17 protein-coding genes and 1 pseudogene are annotated in these 17727 nt (G+C 42.1%); 13 read left to right on the forward strand and 5 right to left on the reverse strand.

Going from position 1 to position 17727, the window contains the following annotated elements; all coding sequences use genetic code 11:
- Positions 1 to 156 precede the first annotated feature (156 nt).
- The 7 genes from rsmD (at position 157) to trpB (ending at position 6544) form a co-directional block, all read left to right on the forward strand.
- On the forward strand, positions 157 to 696 hold the full coding sequence (rsmD, locus tag F9856_RS00640; protein WP_014638485.1) for a 16S rRNA (guanine(966)-N(2))-methyltransferase RsmD: 540 nt from the start codon (positions 157 to 159) through the stop codon (positions 694 to 696).
- On the forward strand, positions 686 to 1174 hold the full coding sequence (gene coaD, locus F9856_RS00645; protein ID WP_002939048.1) for a pantetheine-phosphate adenylyltransferase: 489 nt from the start codon (positions 686 to 688) through the stop codon (positions 1172 to 1174). The genes rsmD and coaD overlap by 11 nt, the downstream gene beginning before the upstream one ends.
- On the forward strand, positions 1161 to 2210 hold the full coding sequence (locus tag F9856_RS00650) for a SepM family pheromone-processing serine protease (protein ID WP_014638484.1): 1050 nt from the start codon (positions 1161 to 1163) through the stop codon (positions 2208 to 2210). The genes coaD and F9856_RS00650 overlap by 14 nt, the downstream gene beginning before the upstream one ends.
- A gap of 187 nt (positions 2211 to 2397) precedes the next feature.
- Positions 2398 to 3039 carry a YutD family protein gene (locus F9856_RS00655; protein ID WP_014638483.1) on the forward strand — a complete coding sequence of 214 codons (642 nt, stop codon included), beginning with the start codon at positions 2398 to 2400 and terminating at the stop codon, positions 3037 to 3039.
- A gap of 8 nt (positions 3040 to 3047) precedes the next feature.
- Positions 3048 to 4160, forward strand: coding sequence for a 23S rRNA (adenine(2503)-C(2))-methyltransferase RlmN (rlmN, locus tag F9856_RS00660; RefSeq protein WP_002942845.1), 1113 nt, complete (start codon positions 3048 to 3050; stop codon positions 4158 to 4160).
- Positions 4157 to 4681, forward strand: a complete 525-nt coding sequence (locus tag F9856_RS00665; RefSeq protein WP_024378116.1) for a VanZ family protein — start codon at positions 4157 to 4159, stop codon at positions 4679 to 4681. The genes rlmN and F9856_RS00665 overlap by 4 nt, the downstream gene beginning before the upstream one ends.
- Before the next feature lie 687 nt (positions 4682 to 5368).
- Positions 5369 to 6544 (forward strand): tryptophan synthase subunit beta, encoded by a 1176-nt coding sequence (trpB, locus tag F9856_RS00670; RefSeq protein ID WP_024378115.1) that lies wholly within the window; start codon positions 5369 to 5371, stop codon positions 6542 to 6544.
- Positions 6545 to 6585: 41 nt separating this feature from the next.
- Here the strand turns inward: trpB and nadE are convergent, their stop codons facing one another.
- The 4 genes from nadE to F9856_RS00690 form a co-directional block, all read right to left on the reverse strand.
- On the reverse strand, positions 6586 to 7410 hold the full coding sequence (gene nadE / locus F9856_RS00675; RefSeq protein WP_024378114.1) for an ammonia-dependent NAD(+) synthetase: 825 nt from the start codon (positions 7408 to 7410) through the stop codon (positions 6586 to 6588).
- Between the two features lie 12 nt (positions 7411 to 7422).
- Positions 7423 to 8883, reverse strand: coding sequence for a nicotinate phosphoribosyltransferase (locus tag F9856_RS00680; protein ID WP_029185182.1), 1461 nt, complete (start codon positions 8881 to 8883; stop codon positions 7423 to 7425).
- A 107-nt stretch (positions 8884 to 8990) separates the two neighbouring features.
- Positions 8991 to 9635, reverse strand: coding sequence for a prepilin peptidase (locus F9856_RS00685; RefSeq protein WP_029185181.1), 645 nt, complete (start codon positions 9633 to 9635; stop codon positions 8991 to 8993).
- A 51-nt stretch (positions 9636 to 9686) separates the two neighbouring features.
- Positions 9687 to 10505: a cation diffusion facilitator family transporter gene (locus F9856_RS00690; RefSeq protein ID WP_024378111.1), complete on the reverse strand. Its 819-nt coding sequence runs from the start codon at positions 10503 to 10505 to the stop codon at positions 9687 to 9689.
- Positions 10506 to 10626: 121 nt separating this feature from the next.
- On the opposite strand from F9856_RS00690, the gene F9856_RS00695 reads away from it, so the two are divergent.
- The gene (locus F9856_RS00695) at positions 10627 to 11145 is read left to right on the forward strand and encodes a TetR/AcrR family transcriptional regulator (protein ID WP_024378110.1); all 519 of its coding nucleotides are present in this window, start codon (positions 10627 to 10629) and stop codon (positions 11143 to 11145) included.
- 9 nt (positions 11146 to 11154) lie between these two features.
- On the forward strand, positions 11155 to 11709 hold the full coding sequence (locus F9856_RS00700; protein WP_029185180.1) for a class I SAM-dependent methyltransferase: 555 nt from the start codon (positions 11155 to 11157) through the stop codon (positions 11707 to 11709).
- Between the two features lie 15 nt (positions 11710 to 11724).
- On the opposite strand, the gene F9856_RS00705 is transcribed toward F9856_RS00700, so the two are convergent.
- Positions 11725 to 12504, reverse strand: coding sequence for an ABC transporter ATP-binding protein (locus F9856_RS00705; protein ID WP_105147129.1), 780 nt, complete (start codon positions 12502 to 12504; stop codon positions 11725 to 11727).
- Between the two features lie 132 nt (positions 12505 to 12636).
- On the opposite strand from F9856_RS00705, the gene F9856_RS00710 reads away from it, so the two are divergent.
- The 4 genes and pseudogenes from F9856_RS00710 to F9856_RS00725 all read left to right on the forward strand — a co-directional run bounded on the left by F9856_RS00710 (position 12637) and on the right by F9856_RS00725 (position 17649).
- A complete protein-coding gene (locus F9856_RS00710) occupies positions 12637 to 13974 on the forward strand; it encodes a hemolysin family protein (protein WP_002942867.1) in 1338 nt (445 codons plus the stop codon).
- A 245-nt stretch (positions 13975 to 14219) separates the two neighbouring features.
- On the forward strand, positions 14220 to 15011 hold the full coding sequence (pflA, locus tag F9856_RS00715) for a pyruvate formate-lyase-activating protein (protein WP_024375865.1): 792 nt from the start codon (positions 14220 to 14222) through the stop codon (positions 15009 to 15011).
- A 21-nt stretch (positions 15012 to 15032) separates the two neighbouring features.
- A complete protein-coding gene (locus F9856_RS00720; RefSeq protein WP_024375866.1) occupies positions 15033 to 16175 on the forward strand; it encodes a glycoside hydrolase family 3 protein in 1143 nt (380 codons plus the stop codon).
- Positions 16176 to 16456: 281 nt separating this feature from the next.
- A pseudogene (locus F9856_RS00725) lies at positions 16457 to 17649 on the forward strand (IS110 family transposase).
- The last annotated feature ends 78 nt before the right edge of the window (positions 17650 to 17727 follow it).

The following is a 17727-nucleotide window of genomic DNA, read 5'->3' on the forward strand; positions in this document are numbered from 1 at the left end:
TTTTATCATTTTATTGAATAATGTGAGAATGATTTCTTGCTATAGCGGTTGAGAGCATATTTGATAGGAGGATGAAAAAGTTGGTGCAAAAAGGAAAGCAGAACAAAGTGCACTTGGTTTCAGCAACGAGCTTCATTTTTTGCTATAATATACCTTATGAGAATTGTATCGGGAAGCTATGGTGGAAGGCCACTGAAAACGTTAGATGGAAAAACAACCAGACCGACATCGGATAAGGTCCGTGGAGCCATGTTTAATATGATTGGTCCCTATTTTGAGGGTGGTAGAGTTCTTGACTTGTACGCCGGCAGTGGTGGGTTATCTATCGAGGCTATATCTCGTGGCATGGAGTCAGCAGTTCTGGTTGAGCGAGATCGACGAGCACAAGCCATTATCCGTGAAAATATTGCAATGACTAAGGAAGCAGATAAATTTCAGCTTCTAGCAATGGAAGCTAGACAGGCTTTGAACAGTGTGGAAGGGCCTTTCGACCTGGTATTCTTGGACCCTCCTTATGCAGAGCAGGAAATTGAAGATGTGATAACAGAACTTTGTCGCCGTGACTTACTAGCAGATGATGTTATGGTAGTCTGCGAAACGGATAAGGCGGTCTCTCTTCCGGAGGAAATAGCAGAGCTGGGGATATGGAAAGAGAAACTCTACGGAATTAGTAAGGTAACAGTATATGTCAGATAAGATTGGATTGTTTACGGGCTCATTTGACCCCATTACCAATGGACACTTGGACTTAATTGAACGAGCGAGTGGACTATTTGATAAATTATATGTGGGAGTTTTTACCAATCCTAAAAAGGCAGGACTCTTGACGGGCTTGGAGAGAAAAGCCATTTTGGAGAAGCTTTTTGTAGGAATGGAGAATATCGAGGTCGTTCTGTCTGAAAATGAATTGGTAGTCGATGTAGCTAAGCGCTATGGAGTGACACATTTGGTCCGAGGATTGCGTAATGCGACCGATTTGGAATACGAGTCAAGTTTTGATTTTTACAATCGTCAGTTGGCGCCAGATTTGGAAACTATTTATTTAATCGCCAAGCCAGAGCTTAAGTTCGTATCATCCAGCCAGGTTCGAGAATTGCTGTATTTCAAACAGGATATAGGCCCTTATGTTCCAGAAATTGTTAGTGAGGAGATTAGAAAGAATGAAGAAAAATAGGAAGTTAACCTTAATTGCATCTATTGTTTTAGGAACTCTTTTGATTTGGTTTGCCGTTTTTGTTCGTCTGCCTTATTATTTGGAAAGTCCAGGTGGAGCTGCCGATATTCGTCAGGTACTAACGGTGAACAATCAAATAGACCAAGAGGATGGCTCTTACAACTTCACCTATGTATCAGTCCAACAAGCTACAGCTTTACAATTATTCGCTGCTCAGTTTGATCCCTATACGACAGTTCGTTCCTCTGAAGAGATGACAGGAGGGGCCGACAATGAAGAGTATTTCCGTATAGCACAGTTTTACATGGAGACATCGCAAAATATGGCGAAGTACCAAGGTTTGACCTTGGCAGGAAAAGAAGTCAATCTTGATTTCTTTGGTGTCTATGTACTTGCCTTGGCGGATGATTCGACCTTTAAAAAAGTTCTTAATATTGCTGACACTGTTGTGAGTATCAATGGAAAAACATTTGAGTCTTCTCCTGATTTGATTAAATATGTGAGTGGCTTGGAACTTGGAAGTGATGTGACAGTTGGTTATATTAGCGCTGGTCAGGAAAAATCTGCGGACGGTAAGATTATCAAATTGTCTAATGGAAAAAACGGAATAGGCATCACTCTTGTAGATCATACAGAGGTTCAAAGTTCGATTCCGATTGATTTCCAAACGGGAGATATTGGTGGTCCAAGTGCTGGTCTGATGTTTACACTTGCCATCTATACTCAACTCGCAGAGCCTGACTTACGTGATGGTCGAATTATTGCTGGTACGGGGACTATCGAGCAGGATGGAAAAGTAGGTGACATTGGTGGGGCTGATAAGAAGGTTATTTCAGCAGCTAAGTCAGGTGCAAGTATCTTTTTCGTACCAAATAATCCAGTTGATGTGGAAGTTTTGAAGGAAGATCCAAAGGCTAAAACCAACTATGAGGAAGCTAAAGAAGCTGCGGAGAAAGCAGGGTTGGATATTGAGGTAGTTCCTGTGAAAACTGTTCAAGAGGCTATTGATTATTTGAAGAAAACGAAGGGCGAGTAAATCGTCCTTTTTTGCTAGAGAATAATATTATAATTGTCAGAAATTTCTCCTAAATGGTAAAGTAGGAGAATTTCCAGATAAATCGTGTTATAATGATAAGGTTAAGTGTGAGAATTTAGATTCTGACCAGATAGATTATTAATCAAATGATTTTTACGTATGAAGATTTTATAAGATAGGAGGACAAATGAAAAAAGAAATTTCACCTGAAATGTATAACTATAATAAATACCCTGGCCCGAGTTTTGCTCGTGTCGGAGATAAGGTTGTATCTGAAAATATTGAATTGGACCTTTTGGAAGATTACAAGAATGCTTTTGACCAGACGATTTTTGGTCAACGTTTTTCACAACTCATGCTCAAGTTTGATTATATTGTGGGAGATTGGGGCAATGAGCAGCTGAGATTAAGGGGATTCTATACAGACGATAAAAATGTTAAATCAGACTTAAAAATCAGCCGCTTGGACGACTATTTGACGGAGTATTGTAATTTTGGTTGTGCTTATTTCGTCTTAGCCAATCCGAATCCACAAGACTTGCCTGCTGAGGAGGAGGATAGACCGCGTCGGAAGCGGAGTCGTTCTCGCAATCGGAACAGAAATCAGCAGCGGACGGAGCCTATTGCGCCAAAAGAAAACAAAAGTAATCGCAATGACCGTCAGAAAAAAGGGAAGCAGCAAAATAAACAGTCGGAACAGCGTCATTTTACTATGAAGAATGCTGGTGTTAAGGCGAGTCAAACGGAGCGTTCTCAAAAACGTGAGCGTAAGCAGAGCAAGCGTGAGATGAATGAAGTGAAGCGTAACTTTGTTATCCGCCAGAAATAGGGAGAAATATGAAACCATCAATTTATGCATTTAGTCAAGCCAATCTGGTTGATTGGATTTTAGAAAACGGAGAGAAGAAGTTCCGTGCCACTCAAATTTGGGAATGGCTTTACCGTTCTCGTGTCCAATCTTTTGCGGAAATGACCAACTTGCCAAAATCTTTGATTGAAAAGTTGGAAGAACATTTTGTAGTTAATCCGCTCAAACAACGGATTGTACAGGAGTCTAAGGACGGTACTATCAAATACCTTTTTGAACTGCCAGATGGCATGTTGATTGAGACAGTTCTCATGCACCAGCACTATGGCCTTTCAGTCTGTGTAACGACACAAGTTGGCTGTAATATCGGCTGTACATTCTGTGCATCTGGATTGATTCCTAAGCAACGTGACTTGACTAGCGGTGAGATTGTGGCTCAGATTATGTTGGTACAAAAGTACTTGGATGAGCGCAATCAGAATGAGCGTGTTAGCCATATCGTTGTGATGGGGATTGGTGAACCGCTTGATAACTACGATAATGTTATGACCTTCTTGCGAGTGGTTAATGACGACAAGGGCTTGGCAATTGGTGCCCGTCACATCACGGTATCCACTTCTGGTTTGGCACCAAAAATCCGTGACTTTGCACGTGAAGGTGTCCAAGTTAACTTGGCTGTCTCACTCCATGCGCCAAATAACGACCTTCGTTCAAGCATTATGCGGATCAACCGCCGTTATCCAATCGAGGTCTTGTTCGAGGCAATCGAAGACTATATCAAGGTGACCAACCGCCGTGTTACCTTTGAGTACATCATGCTTAATGAGGTCAACGATGGAGTGGAACAGGCGCAAGAATTGGCTGATTTGACCAAGAATATCCGTAAATTGTCTTATATCAACTTGATTCCTTATAACCCAGTTAGTGAACATGACCAGTACAGTCGTTCAACCAAGGAACGTACTCTTGCTTTCTTTGATGTTTTGAAGAAAAATGGTGTTAACTGTGTCGTTCGTCAGGAACATGGTACAGATATTGATGCGGCCTGTGGTCAATTGCGTTCCAATACGCTCAAGAAAGATCGTGAAAAAGCCCGTGCTCGTATTGCAGCCGCAAAAGCAAAGGCAGGTATTCGAGCATGAGAAAATTCTTCCAAGCAGATGGAAACTTGACCAAGCTAGGAAGACAGATTTGTAAGACCTTAGCTGGAGCCTATGCTCTGGCTATTGTTTTACTTTGTTTCCTACCACAGACTTGGTACCCACAGTATAAGGATTTCTCGACCCCGGGAATTATTCAAATTGGGCGGCTCTATCTTTTACCAACTCCTTTCAACAGCATCGTCAACGGGGACAAGGTAGATAGTTTGGCGGACCTAGGATGGATTTTCTTGCAAAACATCACTAATATTTTTCTACTTTTCCCTCTGATTTTTCTTCTTTTGTTTCTTAGGGAAGAATGGCGGAGCCTTCGAGCGGTGATTCGTTATAGTTTTTGTATCAGTCTCTTCATCGAGTGCACCCAGCTTCTGTTGGACCTCCTGATCGATGCTGGTCGGGTCTTTGAAGTGGATGATCTCTGGACTAATACATTAGGCGGTGTGTTGGCTTATACAACCTATAAAATGTGGTGTAGATTCTGTCAAGGAAGAACGAAACAGTAGTTTTCAGATTTTTTAGAAAATTTTAAAAAATCTATTGACAATCTTGAGCAGATACCGTATAATCTCTTTAAATCAGAAGAAGTAATAAAGCAGAAGTCTTCAGGGAGCCTGTGGTGCTGAGAACGGGTGGCGGAGTTTTATGAAATGGGCTGATGTGCATTTATGTCTATTTTATGACGTCGTTAGTCGGTCTTGCCGTACCACCAGTACTGCCTTCACTCGACTGCTAGTCCTAAAATGCCCTAAATTCACAATGATTGTTTGCTGTAACTTACTTTGAGTAATCAGCCAAAACAGTCACGTAAAAGAACTTAAAACAATGATAGTTCGGTCCGCACACCTTACAGTGCAACTCCTTGTTAGAGGAGATGAGATATGGGAGGATTATAGACAATTCCCATAAGTGAGGTGGCACCGTGTCATTGACGCCCTCGCAGGATGTTTTTTCCTGCGTGGGCTTTTTCATTGTCTTTGTAGATTGCTTTTATATTTTGTCACGTTCAGCTTGTCTAACTTGACTTATGTCTGGTCTTGGTCTCTTATCAAAAAAGCAATCTATTTCGATGATGATAGATATTACGAGGTAAGCAATATGAAACGATGGCGTAGCAATTAAGGATAAGTAAAGAAGGATTAAACTTTTGACCTTATTGGTCTCTTGTAGCGAATGTTGAAAGAGGGAATTATATGACAGAAAAAGGTTATTTTGGACAGTTTGGTGGTAGTTTTGTACCAGAGCAAATTCAGGTTTTGTTGAATCAGTTGGAGGAGACGTTTGAACAGTACCGCAACGATCCAGAATTTTTGGCGGAATACCAAGCTTATCTGAAAGATTATGCTGGTCGTGAAACGCCATTGTATTTTGCGGAATCATTGAGCAAGGAGCTTGGTGGAGCGAAAATCTATCTCAAACGGGAAGATTTGAATCACTTAGGCTCTCATAAGTTAAACAATGTGCTGGGGCAAATTTTGTTGGCGAAAAGAATGGGGAAAACTCGAGTGATTGCAGAAACTGGTGCTGGTCAACATGGGGTTGCGACTGCTGCTGTTGCGGCACGATTTGGTTTGGGCTGTGATGTTTATATGGGGGCAGAAGATGTCAAACGTCAACGGCTAAATGTTTTCCGAATGGAGATGATGGGGGCGCGTGTTCATGCTGTAACGGATGGAACTCAAACCTTGAAAGAGGCAGTTGATGCGGCATTCGGTGCTTGGATGGCAGATTTAGATGCCTTCTATGTTTTGGGATCAGCAGTTGGTCCACATCCCTATCCGACGATTGTCCATGAGTTTCAAAAGATTATTAGTGTGGAATCTCGGCGTCAGATTCTGGAAAAAGAAGGTCGCTTGCCAGACTACGTTATTGCCTGTGTGGGTGGCGGTTCCAATGCCATCGGTGCATTTTCTCAATATTTACCAGATGAGTCAGTCAAGCTTATCGGTGTAGAAGCTGCTGGTAAAGGTGTTGATACAGAACTGCATGCGGCGACCATGACGAAAGGAACAGTCGGTGTGGTTGATGGTATGAAGACTATCTCCCTTTTTGATGAAAATGGTGGAGTAGCACCTGTTTATTCCATTTCAGCAGGCTTGGATTATCCAGGTGTTGGCCCAGAACATGCCCACTATAAGGAAACTGGTCGTGTTCATTATGTCGCAGCAACAGATGATGAGGCTGTTAATGCCCTTTTGACCTTAAGTCGTACAGAAGGAATTCTTCCAGCCATTGAATCTTCTCATGCGATTGCAGAAGCTATTCGATTAGCACCACAACTAGATAAAGATAAAATCATTATTATCAATGTTTCCGGTCGAGGAGACAAGGATGTGGCGGCTATTGCGGATTATTTGGAGAATAGATAAAAGAAATCCCCTGACGGTTGCATATCGTCAGGGGTTATTTGTTATTTCCAAAAATCATCAAAAATCGTGATTGGCAGGTGGCGTTTGTGAGCAGTTTTGTTCCACCATCCTTCGATAATGGTTTGGGATTGAGGGTCGATGGTTTTGCCTTCGAGATAGTCGTCGATTTGGTTATAGGTAACACCGAGAGCGACTTCATCAGCCAGACCTGGCTTGTCTTCTTCCAAGTCCGCAGTAGGGACTTTTAGGTAGAGTTTTTCATCTGCCCCCAGTTCGGCTAGAAGCTGTTTTCCTTGGCGTTTATTGAGGCGGAAGAGGGGGAGAATATCTGCACCACCATCACCGTGCTTGGTAAAGAAGCCGGTAATATTTTCAGCTGCATGATCGGTTCCAATCACAGCTCCTTTGCGTTCACCGGCAACTGCATACTGGGCAATCATGCGCATGCGGGCTTTAGCATTTCCCTTATTAAAATCAGACATAGCAAGTCCATTTGCATTGACTGCAGCCACCATGGCATCTGTTGATTCCTTGATGTTGATGGTTAAGCTGACATCTGGTTGAATAAAGGCTAGGGCTGCTTGGGCGTCGGACTCGTCAGCTTGCACGCCGTAAGGTAGGCGGATAGCGATAAATTGATAAGAATCGTCACCCGTTTCCGTCCGCATTTCTTCCATAGTCAGCTGGGCCAAACGACCAGCCAAGGTCGAGTCTTGTCCACCCGAAATTCCCAAAACGTAGGTTTTCAAAAATGGGTGTTTTTTCAGATAGTCTTTGAGAAAGTCGATGGAGCGACGGATTTCTTCTTTGGGGTCAATGCTTGGCTTGACACCTAGTTCCTTGATAATGGTTTCTTGTAGGGTCATAACATACCTTTCTTAGATGGATTTGGTCTGAGTTTGTTTGCGAATACGATTGATGAGGTTCATCTTATTATCCCAAACATCTTGTGCCAAGTCGACTGGATAGAGCTGAGGGTTGAGCACACGTTTGTATTCATCCCAGAGTTTATCAAATTCTTGATTGGCATAGGTTTGAATTTCCGCTAGGCTTGGAAGTTCATAGACCTGTTTTCCTTTTTCGAAAATAGGAACTAGGAGAGGACGGGCATCAAAGTTCTCGATGGTTTTATTGATGTAGGTGTAGGTTGGATGGAACATATAGATATTATCCATCTGTGTGACGTCAGTGTCCGCAAAGGTGATGTAGTCCCCTTCTGATTTCCCTTTTTCTTTGGAGGTGATGCGCCAAACCTGTTTCTTACCAGGAGTGGAGACTTTTTCCGCATTAGAAGACAGCTTGATGGTGTCACGCATATTTCCATCTTCATCTTCGATGGATACAATTTTGTAGACAGCCCCCAAGGCAGGTTGGTCATAAGCTGTAATTAGCTTAGTGCCCACTCCCCAGACATCAATTTTTGCCTTTTGCATTTTGAGGTTGAGGATGGTATTTTCATCCAGGTCATTAGATGCGTAAATCTTCGCATCTGTAAAACCTGCATCATCTAATTGTTGACGAACTTTCTTGGAAATATAGGCCATATCGCCTGAATCAATCCGAACCCCTTTGAAGTTAATCTTATCTCCCATTTCTTTGGCAACCTTGATGGCTGCTGGAACACCAATACGAAGCGTATCATAGGTATCAACGAGGAAGACACAGTCATGATGGGTTTCAGCGTAGGCTTTGAAAGCCTTGTAATCATCTCCGTATGTTTGAACCAAGGCGTGGGCATGGGTACCAGCGACAGGGATGCCGAAGATTTTGCCAGCTCGAACATTGGAAGTCGCAGATGCTCCACCAATAAAGGCTGCTCGAGTCCCCCAGATAGCAGCATCCATTTCTTGGGCACGGCGAGTGCCAAATTCCATCAAGGGCTCATCTTCAATGACAGCCTTGATACGGCGAGCTTTTGTAGCAATTAGGGTTTGGTAGTTGACGATGTTTAAGAGGGCAGTTTCGATTAGTTGGCATTGTGCCAATGGTCCTTCGATTTGAAGAATGGGTTCGTTAGCGTAGACCAGGTCGCCCTCCTTAGCCGAACGGACAGTGAGAGTCATTTCCAATTGGGACAAGTAATCAAGGAAATCCTGCGGATAACCTAGTTCTGTCAGATAGTCAATATCTATCTGACTAAAGCTGAGATTATTGAGATATTCTACCACACGCTCCAAACCTGCAAAGACGGCATAGCCATTTTTAAAGGGTTGAGAACGGAAATAGACTTCAAACACGGCATGTTTATTGTGGATGTTTTGATTAAAATAGACCTGCATCATGTTGATTTGATAAAGGTCGGTATGCAGGGTTAAACTGTCATCCTTAAATAGTGTCATAACGTTTCTCCTTTTGCCTTCCTATCAAGAAGGCACTCCAATTATTTTGATGGAGTTGAACTCTAATATGCCTTCTATTATAACAAAAAAATCGAGAAAAACTCGATTTAGATGCACAGAATGATAGGAATACTTGAAAGAAAAAGGAGTGGTACGTAGGGAATAGACTTGGGTTTGAAAATGGCGAAGACAAGAAGCCCTAGGAGGGAACTAATCTGGATAATCCAGAGGAGTTCTGTAAATCCACATATTAAGGCCAAACTTGCCAGATAGAGAAAGTCACCAGAACCAATATTGATTTGCCATTTTTCAGTCAGATAGGCCAAGAGTAAAAAGCCACAGAAAAGCCAGTTGAGCTGGGAGAGCACCAGAGCTATAAAAGTAAAAATGAGCCAGACAGCAAAAGGATATTCCTGATGTTTGATGTCGTAAATGGTCAAAACTAGTCCTGCCAAGATGAGAATGGTTTCGGTTAGGTTTAGGACTTGAAAATGGCAGAGCAGGACAACTAGACCAGCTAAGAATTCTAGTCCCAGATACCAATAAGGTATCTTCGCCTTGCAGTAACGGCATTTGGATTTTGTCGAAAGCTGGGATAGGACTGGAATTAAGTCCCAGGCCTTGAGCCGTCGTTTGCAAGCATTGCAGTGACTAGCTGGGGCGATAATGGACTGTTCAGGGAAACGGTCGATGACCAATCCCAGGAAGGAGCCGATAGAAGCTCCAAGGAAAAATAGGATAATTGTCTTCATACCTATTTATTCGCAAATGGGTGAGGAAAATGTGATATTTTTTATTTTTTTTTACAAAATTTCGATGGTACTCTGGACAATACCAAAGGTAATGAGAGAATTTCGTATTTTTGCTTTGGTCTTGTCTGCTACAGCAGGATTTGTCAGTTTGACCGTCACCGTCGCGCAATGTTCATATCCATCCATGGTCCAGACATTTAGCTGAGTGATTTCGTGAACGTTTTCAAGAGCCAGGAGGACTCCTTTCACTTCTTCAAGATTTACTCCTTGCGGACTTGTTTCAAGTAGAATCTTGACATTGTTCCAGGCTTTTGGCAGGGCTTTGGCGAGGATGAAGATAGCAATACCCAGTGAGAGTAATGGGTCTAGAAAGTACCAATCAGTAAATTGAAGAATGATGGAAACAAGGATGACCGCCAGCCATCCCAAAATATCCTCTAAAAAGTGCAAGCTGAGAATGGATTCATTATGGCTATGGCCATTTTTTACAATACGAGAAGCAAAGAAATTGATGATGACAGCGATAATCCCAAGTATCAGCATCCCATCCTGATTGACAGGGTTGGGATGGAAAAGATTGGGAATGTTTTCTACAAGGATCAAGCTGGAGCCGATAATCAGAATGCTAGAAGTCAAGAGAGCGGCCAAAATATTCCATCTCTTGTAGCCAAAAGGATAGTTCTTGTCAGCAGGTTTGTTGGCATAGGTTTGCATGATGGCAGAGCTTCCGATGGCGAGAGCGTCACCCAAATCATGAACAGCATCTGCTAAGATGGCACTGGAACCAAAGATCCAACCAAAGATAAACTCGATGATAGAAAAGCTGAGATTGAGGAGAAAAGCGATAAATGTATTTTTAGAAGATGACATGAGATTCCCTTTCTGTGTTATACTGTTTATAGGTTTATTATGTACTGTAATGAGCCGAAAAACTAGAAACAAGAGAAACGGTTTGTCTTTTTCTGAACAAATTGTTTGAAATGTACGAAAAATGGATAGACGAATTGCAAAAACAAAAAGAGCTATTTTTCAGGCTTTTTTGACCTTATTAAATGATAAAGGTTATGATGACATGCGCGTGCAGGATGTTATTGACCTGGCAGATGTGGGGCGTTCCACTTTCTATGCCCACTATGCCAGTAAAGAGGCTCTTTTGGAAGAACTTTGTCACGACCTCTTTCATCATTTATTTACAGGTCGTGAAGATGCGGATGTGAAGACTTTGTTGGCCCATATTTTCAAACACTTTCGAACCAATCAAGATCGTGTTGCCAGCCTTTTATTGTCCCGCAATGCCTATTTTCTAAGAGAACTGGAAGCGGAGCTGAAACACGACATTTTTCCAAAAGTGGTTGAAGACTACATGCAGGACAAGGGGAATCTTCCAGAGGATTTGCTGGTGCATTTTGTTGTGACCACTTTTGTGGAGACGGTCAGCTGGTGGTTGCAGCAACGCAAAAAGGTGGACGAAGCCACCTTGACCGAATATTATGTAAGATTATTAGCTTAAGGAGTGAAAATGCTTAGACCTTTACACATGGCCCATGCCTTTTTAGATGAGATTTTAACAGACCAGGACCTAGCGGTCGATGCGACGATGGGAAATGGTCATGACACGCTATTTTTAGCCCAACGAGCAGGAAAAGTTGTGGCCTTTGATATTCAGGAACAAGCCCTGGCCACAACGGCTGAAAAACTAGAAAAAGCTGGCTTGACCAATGCCCAATTGGTTTTGACAGGGCACGAAAACCTAGACAAGTATGTGGAGGAATGCAAGGCAGCGATTTTCAATCTGGGCTATCTACCTTCGGCGGATAAGTCAGTCATCACCCTGCCTGCAACGACCCTTCAGGCCATTGAGAAAGTCCTGGATAGATTGGTGGTTGGAGGTCGCTTGGCTATCATGATTTACTATGGTCACGAGGGTGGAGCTCTTGAGAAGGATGCTGTCCTGGACTTTGTCAGCCAGCTAGACCAGACCGTCTTTACAGCCATGCTCTATAAACCACTCAATCAAATCAATACCCCACCGTTTTTGGTGATGGTGGAACGATTAAAATCCAGCTCAAACTAGGGCTGGATTTGTTTTTTACAATATCGGCTTAATGAACAATCTTCCCTCACCCAAGTCAATCAATTCCACCTGATTGCCATAAAAATCGCTGAGGAGTTCAGGTGTCAGGATGTCTTGTTTTGGTCCCTGTGCCAAGACCTTTCCATCTTTGAGCAGGAGAACATGGGTGAAATTATCAGTGATTTCCTCTGCGTGATGGGTGACGTAGATAATGGCAGGAGCCGTAGGGAGTTGGCAGATGTGGTCGATGTGATGGAGCAGGCGTTCTCTTGCTAGTAAATCCAAGCCGACTGTTGCTTCGTCTAAAATCAAAATAGGAGGTTCTTCCATCAAACTGCGGGCAATCAGCAGGAGTTGACGTTCTCCTTGTGACAAACTAGCATAGGTACGACCAATCAAGTGCTCGGCCTTAATGGTTTTGAGCATGTCTATGGCTTCATCCAATTCAGCTTGACCGTATTCACGATAGAGGATGGAGGATTTGTACTTTCCAGTCAGGACAATCTGCTCAGCTGTCAAATCAATGGGAAAGCGTTCGGCAAGGAAAGAACCGACGACCCCAATCTTAGTGCGTAGGCTAGGAATATCTCCCTTACCAAACTCTACTCCAAGAACAGTCAGGTCACCAGAGGTCTTCCAAAACTCAGCCATTAAAATACGAAGGAGGGTTGACTTTCCAGCCCCATTTAGCCCTAAAATAGCCCAACGCTCGCCTTTTCTAAATTCCCAGTTGATGTCTTTTAAAATAGTTTTACCTTGTCGTTTATAGTGGACATTCTTCATCGAAATAATCATAGTTGTTCTCCTATTCCTTTTGATTATTGTAACATAAACAGACATGAGGGACTATTTATAACAAGAAATATGTTAATTTTTAGAATTTGTGGTATAATGGAAATGTTATAAATTTTATTATAGGAGAACATCATGGAAGACCCTGGTAGTCAGACCATCTATTTACAACTGTTAATTTTATTCTTATTGACTCTGTTCAATGCCTTCTTTTCAGCCTCAGAAATGGCCCTTGTATCCCTCAATCGTTCTCGAGTGGAACAAAAGGCCGCAGACGGTGAGAAGAAATACATTCGCTTGCTTCAAGTTTTAGAGAATCCTAACAATTTTCTATCAACCATTCAGGTCGGTATTACCTTCATCTCCATCCTTTCAGGTGCCAGCTTGGCTAATGATTTGGGAGCTGTATTTGCCAAATGGATGGGGAATTCAACAACCGCGCAAACCGCAGGATACTGGCTTGCACTGGCTATGTTGACCTTCGTTTCAATCGTTCTTGGCGAATTGTATCCTAAGCGGATTGCCATGAATATGAAGGAAAATCTGGCGGTAGTCACTGCACCAGTGATTATTTTCCTTGGAAAAATTGTTAGTCCGTTCGTGTGGTTATTATCAGCTGCAACGAATCTTATCAGCCGTATTACTCCTATGAATTTTGATGATGCGGATGAGCAAATGACACGGGATGAAATTGAATATATTTTGACAAAGAGTGAGAAAACCTTAGATGCCGAAGAAATCGAAATGCTTCAAGGTGTGTTCTCTTTAGATGAGCTGATGGCACGTGAAGTAATGGTTCCCCGTACGGATGCTTTCATGGTGGATATTGAGGATGATACAGCAACCATCATGGCAGCTATCCTCAAGCAGAATTTTTCACGTATACCTGTTTATGATGGCGATAAGGACAATATCATTGGTCTGATTCATACCAAGAAAATCTTGTCAGAAGCTTTCAGTAATGGCTTTGACAATCTCAACATCCGCCGCATTATGCAGGAGCCTCTCTTTGTTCCAGAAACGATTTTCGTGGATGATTTGTTGACATCGTTGAGAAATACCCAAAATCAAATGGCCATCTTGTTAGATGAGTATGGTGGAGTTGCAGGTCTCGTTACCTTGGAAGATTTGCTGGAAGAAATTGTCGGTGAAATTGATGATGAGACCGATAAGACAGAAATTTTTGTTCGAGAAATTGCTGACAACACCTATATCGTCCAAGGGAATATGACCTTAAATGACTTCAATGAGCATTTTGAGATGGAGTTGGAAAGTGATAACGTTGATACGATTGCTGGTTATTATCTGACAGGAGTCGGTACCATTCCGAGCCAAGACGAGAAAGTTTCCTTTGAAGTGGATAGTAAAGATCACCACCTGGTTCTTATTAACGATAAGGTAAAAAATGGTCGCGTAACAAAATTAAAACTCTTGATTACACCACTGGAGAAAGAAGAAACCGATAAGGACTAGGGCAACCTAGTCTTTTATCTTTTTTCTTAAGGAAGGTGATATAGTAGAGTGAATTAGAAACAGGACATATCTAAGTTTGTTAATTTGAGAACTCTAAAGTTATTTTAGGAGTGGGTTATTAACACTATAACTTAAAACTGTCCTTTTCCTAATTCAAACCGCTATAGTTATGAAAGAAAAAAAGTAAATGATAGAAGCGTTTTCATTTTTGTGGTATACTATTCATATTAAGTGATGAGGTTGAGATGATGACAGAAATTGATTATCGTAAGGTTACTGGATTGGTTCATTCAACAGAGAGTTTTGGTTCGGTTGATGGACCTGGTGTGCGTTTTGTGATTTTTATGCAAGGCTGCCACATGCGGTGTCAGTATTGCCATAACCCAGATACTTGGGATTTGGTCAATCCTGCTGCAACTGAGAGGACTGCAGAAGATGTGCTCAATGAAGCCCTGCGTTTTCGTATGTTTTGGGGAAAAGAAGGTGGTATTACTGTTTCTGGTGGCGAGGCGACCATTCAGATAGACTTTTTGATTGCTCTCTTTACCTTGGCCAAAGAAAAAGGTATCCATACCACTTTGGATACCTGTGCTTTAACTTTCCGTTCGACTGAGCGTTATTTGGAAAAATACAATCGCTTGATGGAAGTAACAGACTTGGTGCTTTTGGATATTAAGGAGATTAATTCTGATCAGCATCGAATTGTTACAGGTCATAGTAATAAGACGATTTTGGAGTGTGCTCGTTATTTGTCGGATATTGGTAAGCCAGTTTGGATTCGTCATGTTTTGGTCCCTGGATTGACAGACCGAGATGAAGACTTGGTTGAATTGGGAAAATTTGTCAAAACTTTGAATAATGTGGAGCGTTTTGAAGTGCTACCTTATCACAATCTTGGTGAATTTAAGTGGCGTGAGCTGGGCAGACCTTATCCACTAGAGGGGACTAAGCCCCCAACGAAGGCTCGAGTGGAAAATGCAAAGGCCTTGATGGAGACAGAGACCTATCAGGAGTACTTGAATAGAATTAAGGGATAATAGTGAAGAGGTCGGAGATTGATGCGAAAAAGATTTAATGTGTTAGGGACAAGTATCGCTTGTCTCTTGTTTATTGGGCTTATGCTAGGCTTGTTCTTTTTGGGAAATCGAACACAAAAGGAGCAAACCAAAGTTGTAACGACATCGTCTAGCCAAGAAATATCTGCAAGGGACAAAGTGATTGCAAATTATCTAAATCAGATGACCTTAGAAGAAAAGGTTGGACAGATGATTTTTGCTCGAATGCCATCTGCAGGACAAACTGAGGCATTGGAAACCTATCATTTTGGGGGCTATATCTTATTTGCAACTGATTTTGAAGGTAAGACACTGGAGCAGGTTAAAGAAGAAATTGCTTCTTATCAATCACTTTCAAAAGTGCCGCTATTAATGGCTTCAGATGAGGAAGGTGGGATGGTAACTCGGATTAGTCAACTTCTGGAAACACCTTTTGCATCACCTTTGGAATTGTACCAATCTGGCGGCATTGAGGCGATTTTGTCGGACGCCAAGCAGAAGACCAGTCTTTTAAAGGAAGAGGGAATCTATGCAGGCTTCTTCCCAGTTGCGGATTTATCCACCGATCCATCATCTTTTATCTACGATAGGACCATTGGACAGGATGCGAAAACCACCGCAGACTATATTGGTCAATTGGTCAAATTGTTAAAGCAAGAACAGTTTACTTCGACCTTGAAACATTTCCCAGGCTATGGGGACAATGCAGATTCGCATACGGATTTGGTCTATGACAATCGCAGTTTAGAAGAATTACGGGCTAATGATTTTCTTCCGTTTAAGGCTGGTATTGAAGCAGGAGCTGACTCCATTATGGTCAGTCACAATATCGTATCTGCCATTGATGATGTCCCATCATCCATTTCACCTGAAATCAATAAAATCCTTCGGAATGAGCTTGGTTTTGAGGGTGTCATAATGACGGATGATTTTGATATGCAGGGATTGGTCCAATTTGTAGATCAAGATACAGGTGCCTTGCAGACCATTCAAGCTGGGACAGATATGATTTTGTCTTCAAGCTATGCCAGTCAAATTCCTTATATTATCGAACAAGTAAAGGCTGGAACTATAACAGAGGAGCGGATTGACCAATCCGTCAAACGGATTTTGGGAATGAAATATGATCTTGGCTTAATCAAATAAACAAAGAAAGGGAGCGGGAAAGAACTCGACTGGTCAAAAACATACTAAGATTAGTAGTGAGGAAATCTCCGACGGGAGAGAGTAGTCACTACTTTTTCTTTATGTTAAAGTAGAGGTGTCTTGTTAAGTCGAGAACTCTTTTGACGCTAGACGTCGCATCAAAAACTGGCAAGACACCTGTTTTAGAAAGAATGTTATCAAAGTATGTGGGACGCCTGACGTCGAGTATTGAAAATGACATCACTAAAACAAGGAATCATTCAAGACAAAGAGGTAATATCATGCGTGCAGTTTTTGGGATTGATGTGAGTAAGGCAAGTTCAGAAGTGGCCATTCTAGTCAATGGTGAGAAAGTTCATGGCTATACCATGTCCAATGACGCCCTCGGCTTTGCTCGGCTACTTGGCGATTTGAGAACCGTCCATAAGCCAGAAATCATCTTTGAAGCAACAGGTGTCTATTCTCGTCGTCTTCAAGCTTTTCTGGATGAACATGGCTACGCTTATACACGGCTTAATCCCTTAGAAGCTAAGAAGCAACTGGATAGCTTGCGTGTGAGGAAAACAGATCAAATTGACGCTGAAAAACTGGCTCAATCTCAATTTGTGCTGAATCGTAAACCCACTTATAAGTCTACCAAAACTTGCGGGCTCTCAGCCGTTTCTATCAGAATCTGACCGAGGACATTGTTCGAGCTAAAAACCGTCTGCACAAGGTCTTACAAGTCACTTTTCCTGAATTGGAAACTATCTTATCAACACCATCTGGCCAACAATACTGGAACCTAGTCATAGATTTTCCTTGCAAGGACTTCGTGCTTGAGTTAAGCAAGGATGAACTCTCAGAGAGCATCCGTCAGTCCACTTCAAAACGGATTTCGGATAAGCGTGTGGCGTACTTAGTTGAGAAGCTGACAGCACTAGCTAATCAATCTTATTGTGCCGTTAAGAAAACCTCTCCGATCATGGAAGAGGTTCGTTACTATGCAAAAGAATTGCTTCGGCTTTCTGGACAGAGACAGGCAGTCTTAGACGAAATGGTAGAACTAGCTCAGCCATTACCTGAATACGACATTCTGCTCTCTATTCCTGGAATAGCTGAGACTACTGCAACAAGTATTATTGGTGAACTGGGAGATATTCGCCGTTTTCAGTCTGCCAATCAAATCAATGCCTTTATCGGTATTGATCTGAGACACTATGAATCTGGCAACTTCCTCGCTAAGGAACACATTACCAAGCGTGGCAATCCCTACGCTAGAAAAATTCTGTTCAAATGTATTCACAATATCGCTTCAGCTAGTCACACCAATCCTTGCCATATAGCCGACTTTTATGAGAAACGAAAAAGACAATCGCAAACGACTTCTACGAAGCCACACACGATTGCCTCCATACATCGTCTCATTCGGACAATGTATTACCTCATAACGCATAACAAACTTTACGATTATCGTTCTACCCAAAATCAGTAAGATTGTTTATGCCATATTATTGTAACACCTTATCAAAAATTTTCAACATAAGGTGTTGCTTTTGTATACACTTTTTAC

It is taken from the genome of Streptococcus suis (genome assembly GCF_016743335.1).
In the GTDB taxonomy this organism is placed as follows: Bacteria; Bacillota; Bacilli; order Lactobacillales; family Streptococcaceae; genus Streptococcus; species Streptococcus suis_Y.

Coding starts and splice junctions, on each gene's coding strand:
- F9856_RS00695 (WP_024378110.1), top strand. CDS start 10,627: ATGGATAGACGAATTGCAAAAACAAAAAGAGCTATTTTTCAGGCTTTT.
- F9856_RS00700 (WP_029185180.1), top strand. CDS start 11,155: ATGCTTAGACCTTTACACATGGCCCATGCCTTTTTAGATGAGATTTTA.
- F9856_RS00680 (WP_029185182.1), bottom strand. CDS start 8,883: ATGACACTATTTAAGGATGACAGTTTAACCCTGCATACCGACCTTTAT.
- F9856_RS00690 (WP_024378111.1), bottom strand. CDS start 10,505: ATGTCATCTTCTAAAAATACATTTATCGCTTTTCTCCTCAATCTCAGC.
- F9856_RS00720 (WP_024375866.1), top strand. CDS start 15,033: ATGCGAAAAAGATTTAATGTGTTAGGGACAAGTATCGCTTGTCTCTTG.
- trpB (WP_024378115.1), top strand. CDS start 5,369: ATGACAGAAAAAGGTTATTTTGGACAGTTTGGTGGTAGTTTTGTACCA.
- pflA (WP_024375865.1), top strand. CDS start 14,220: ATGATGACAGAAATTGATTATCGTAAGGTTACTGGATTGGTTCATTCA.
- F9856_RS00710 (WP_002942867.1), top strand. CDS start 12,637: ATGGAAGACCCTGGTAGTCAGACCATCTATTTACAACTGTTAATTTTA.
- F9856_RS00650 (WP_014638484.1), top strand. CDS start 1,161: ATGAAGAAAAATAGGAAGTTAACCTTAATTGCATCTATTGTTTTAGGA.
- F9856_RS00665 (WP_024378116.1), top strand. CDS start 4,157: ATGAGAAAATTCTTCCAAGCAGATGGAAACTTGACCAAGCTAGGAAGA.
- rsmD (WP_014638485.1), top strand. CDS start 157: ATGAGAATTGTATCGGGAAGCTATGGTGGAAGGCCACTGAAAACGTTA.
- F9856_RS00705 (WP_105147129.1), bottom strand. CDS start 12,504: ATGATTATTTCGATGAAGAATGTCCACTATAAACGACAAGGTAAAACT.
- F9856_RS00655 (WP_014638483.1), top strand. CDS start 2,398: ATGAAAAAAGAAATTTCACCTGAAATGTATAACTATAATAAATACCCT.
- nadE (WP_024378114.1), bottom strand. CDS start 7,410: ATGACCCTACAAGAAACCATTATCAAGGAACTAGGTGTCAAGCCAAGC.
- coaD (WP_002939048.1), top strand. CDS start 686: ATGTCAGATAAGATTGGATTGTTTACGGGCTCATTTGACCCCATTACC.
- F9856_RS00685 (WP_029185181.1), bottom strand. CDS start 9,635: ATGAAGACAATTATCCTATTTTTCCTTGGAGCTTCTATCGGCTCCTTC.
- rlmN (WP_002942845.1), top strand. CDS start 3,048: ATGAAACCATCAATTTATGCATTTAGTCAAGCCAATCTGGTTGATTGG.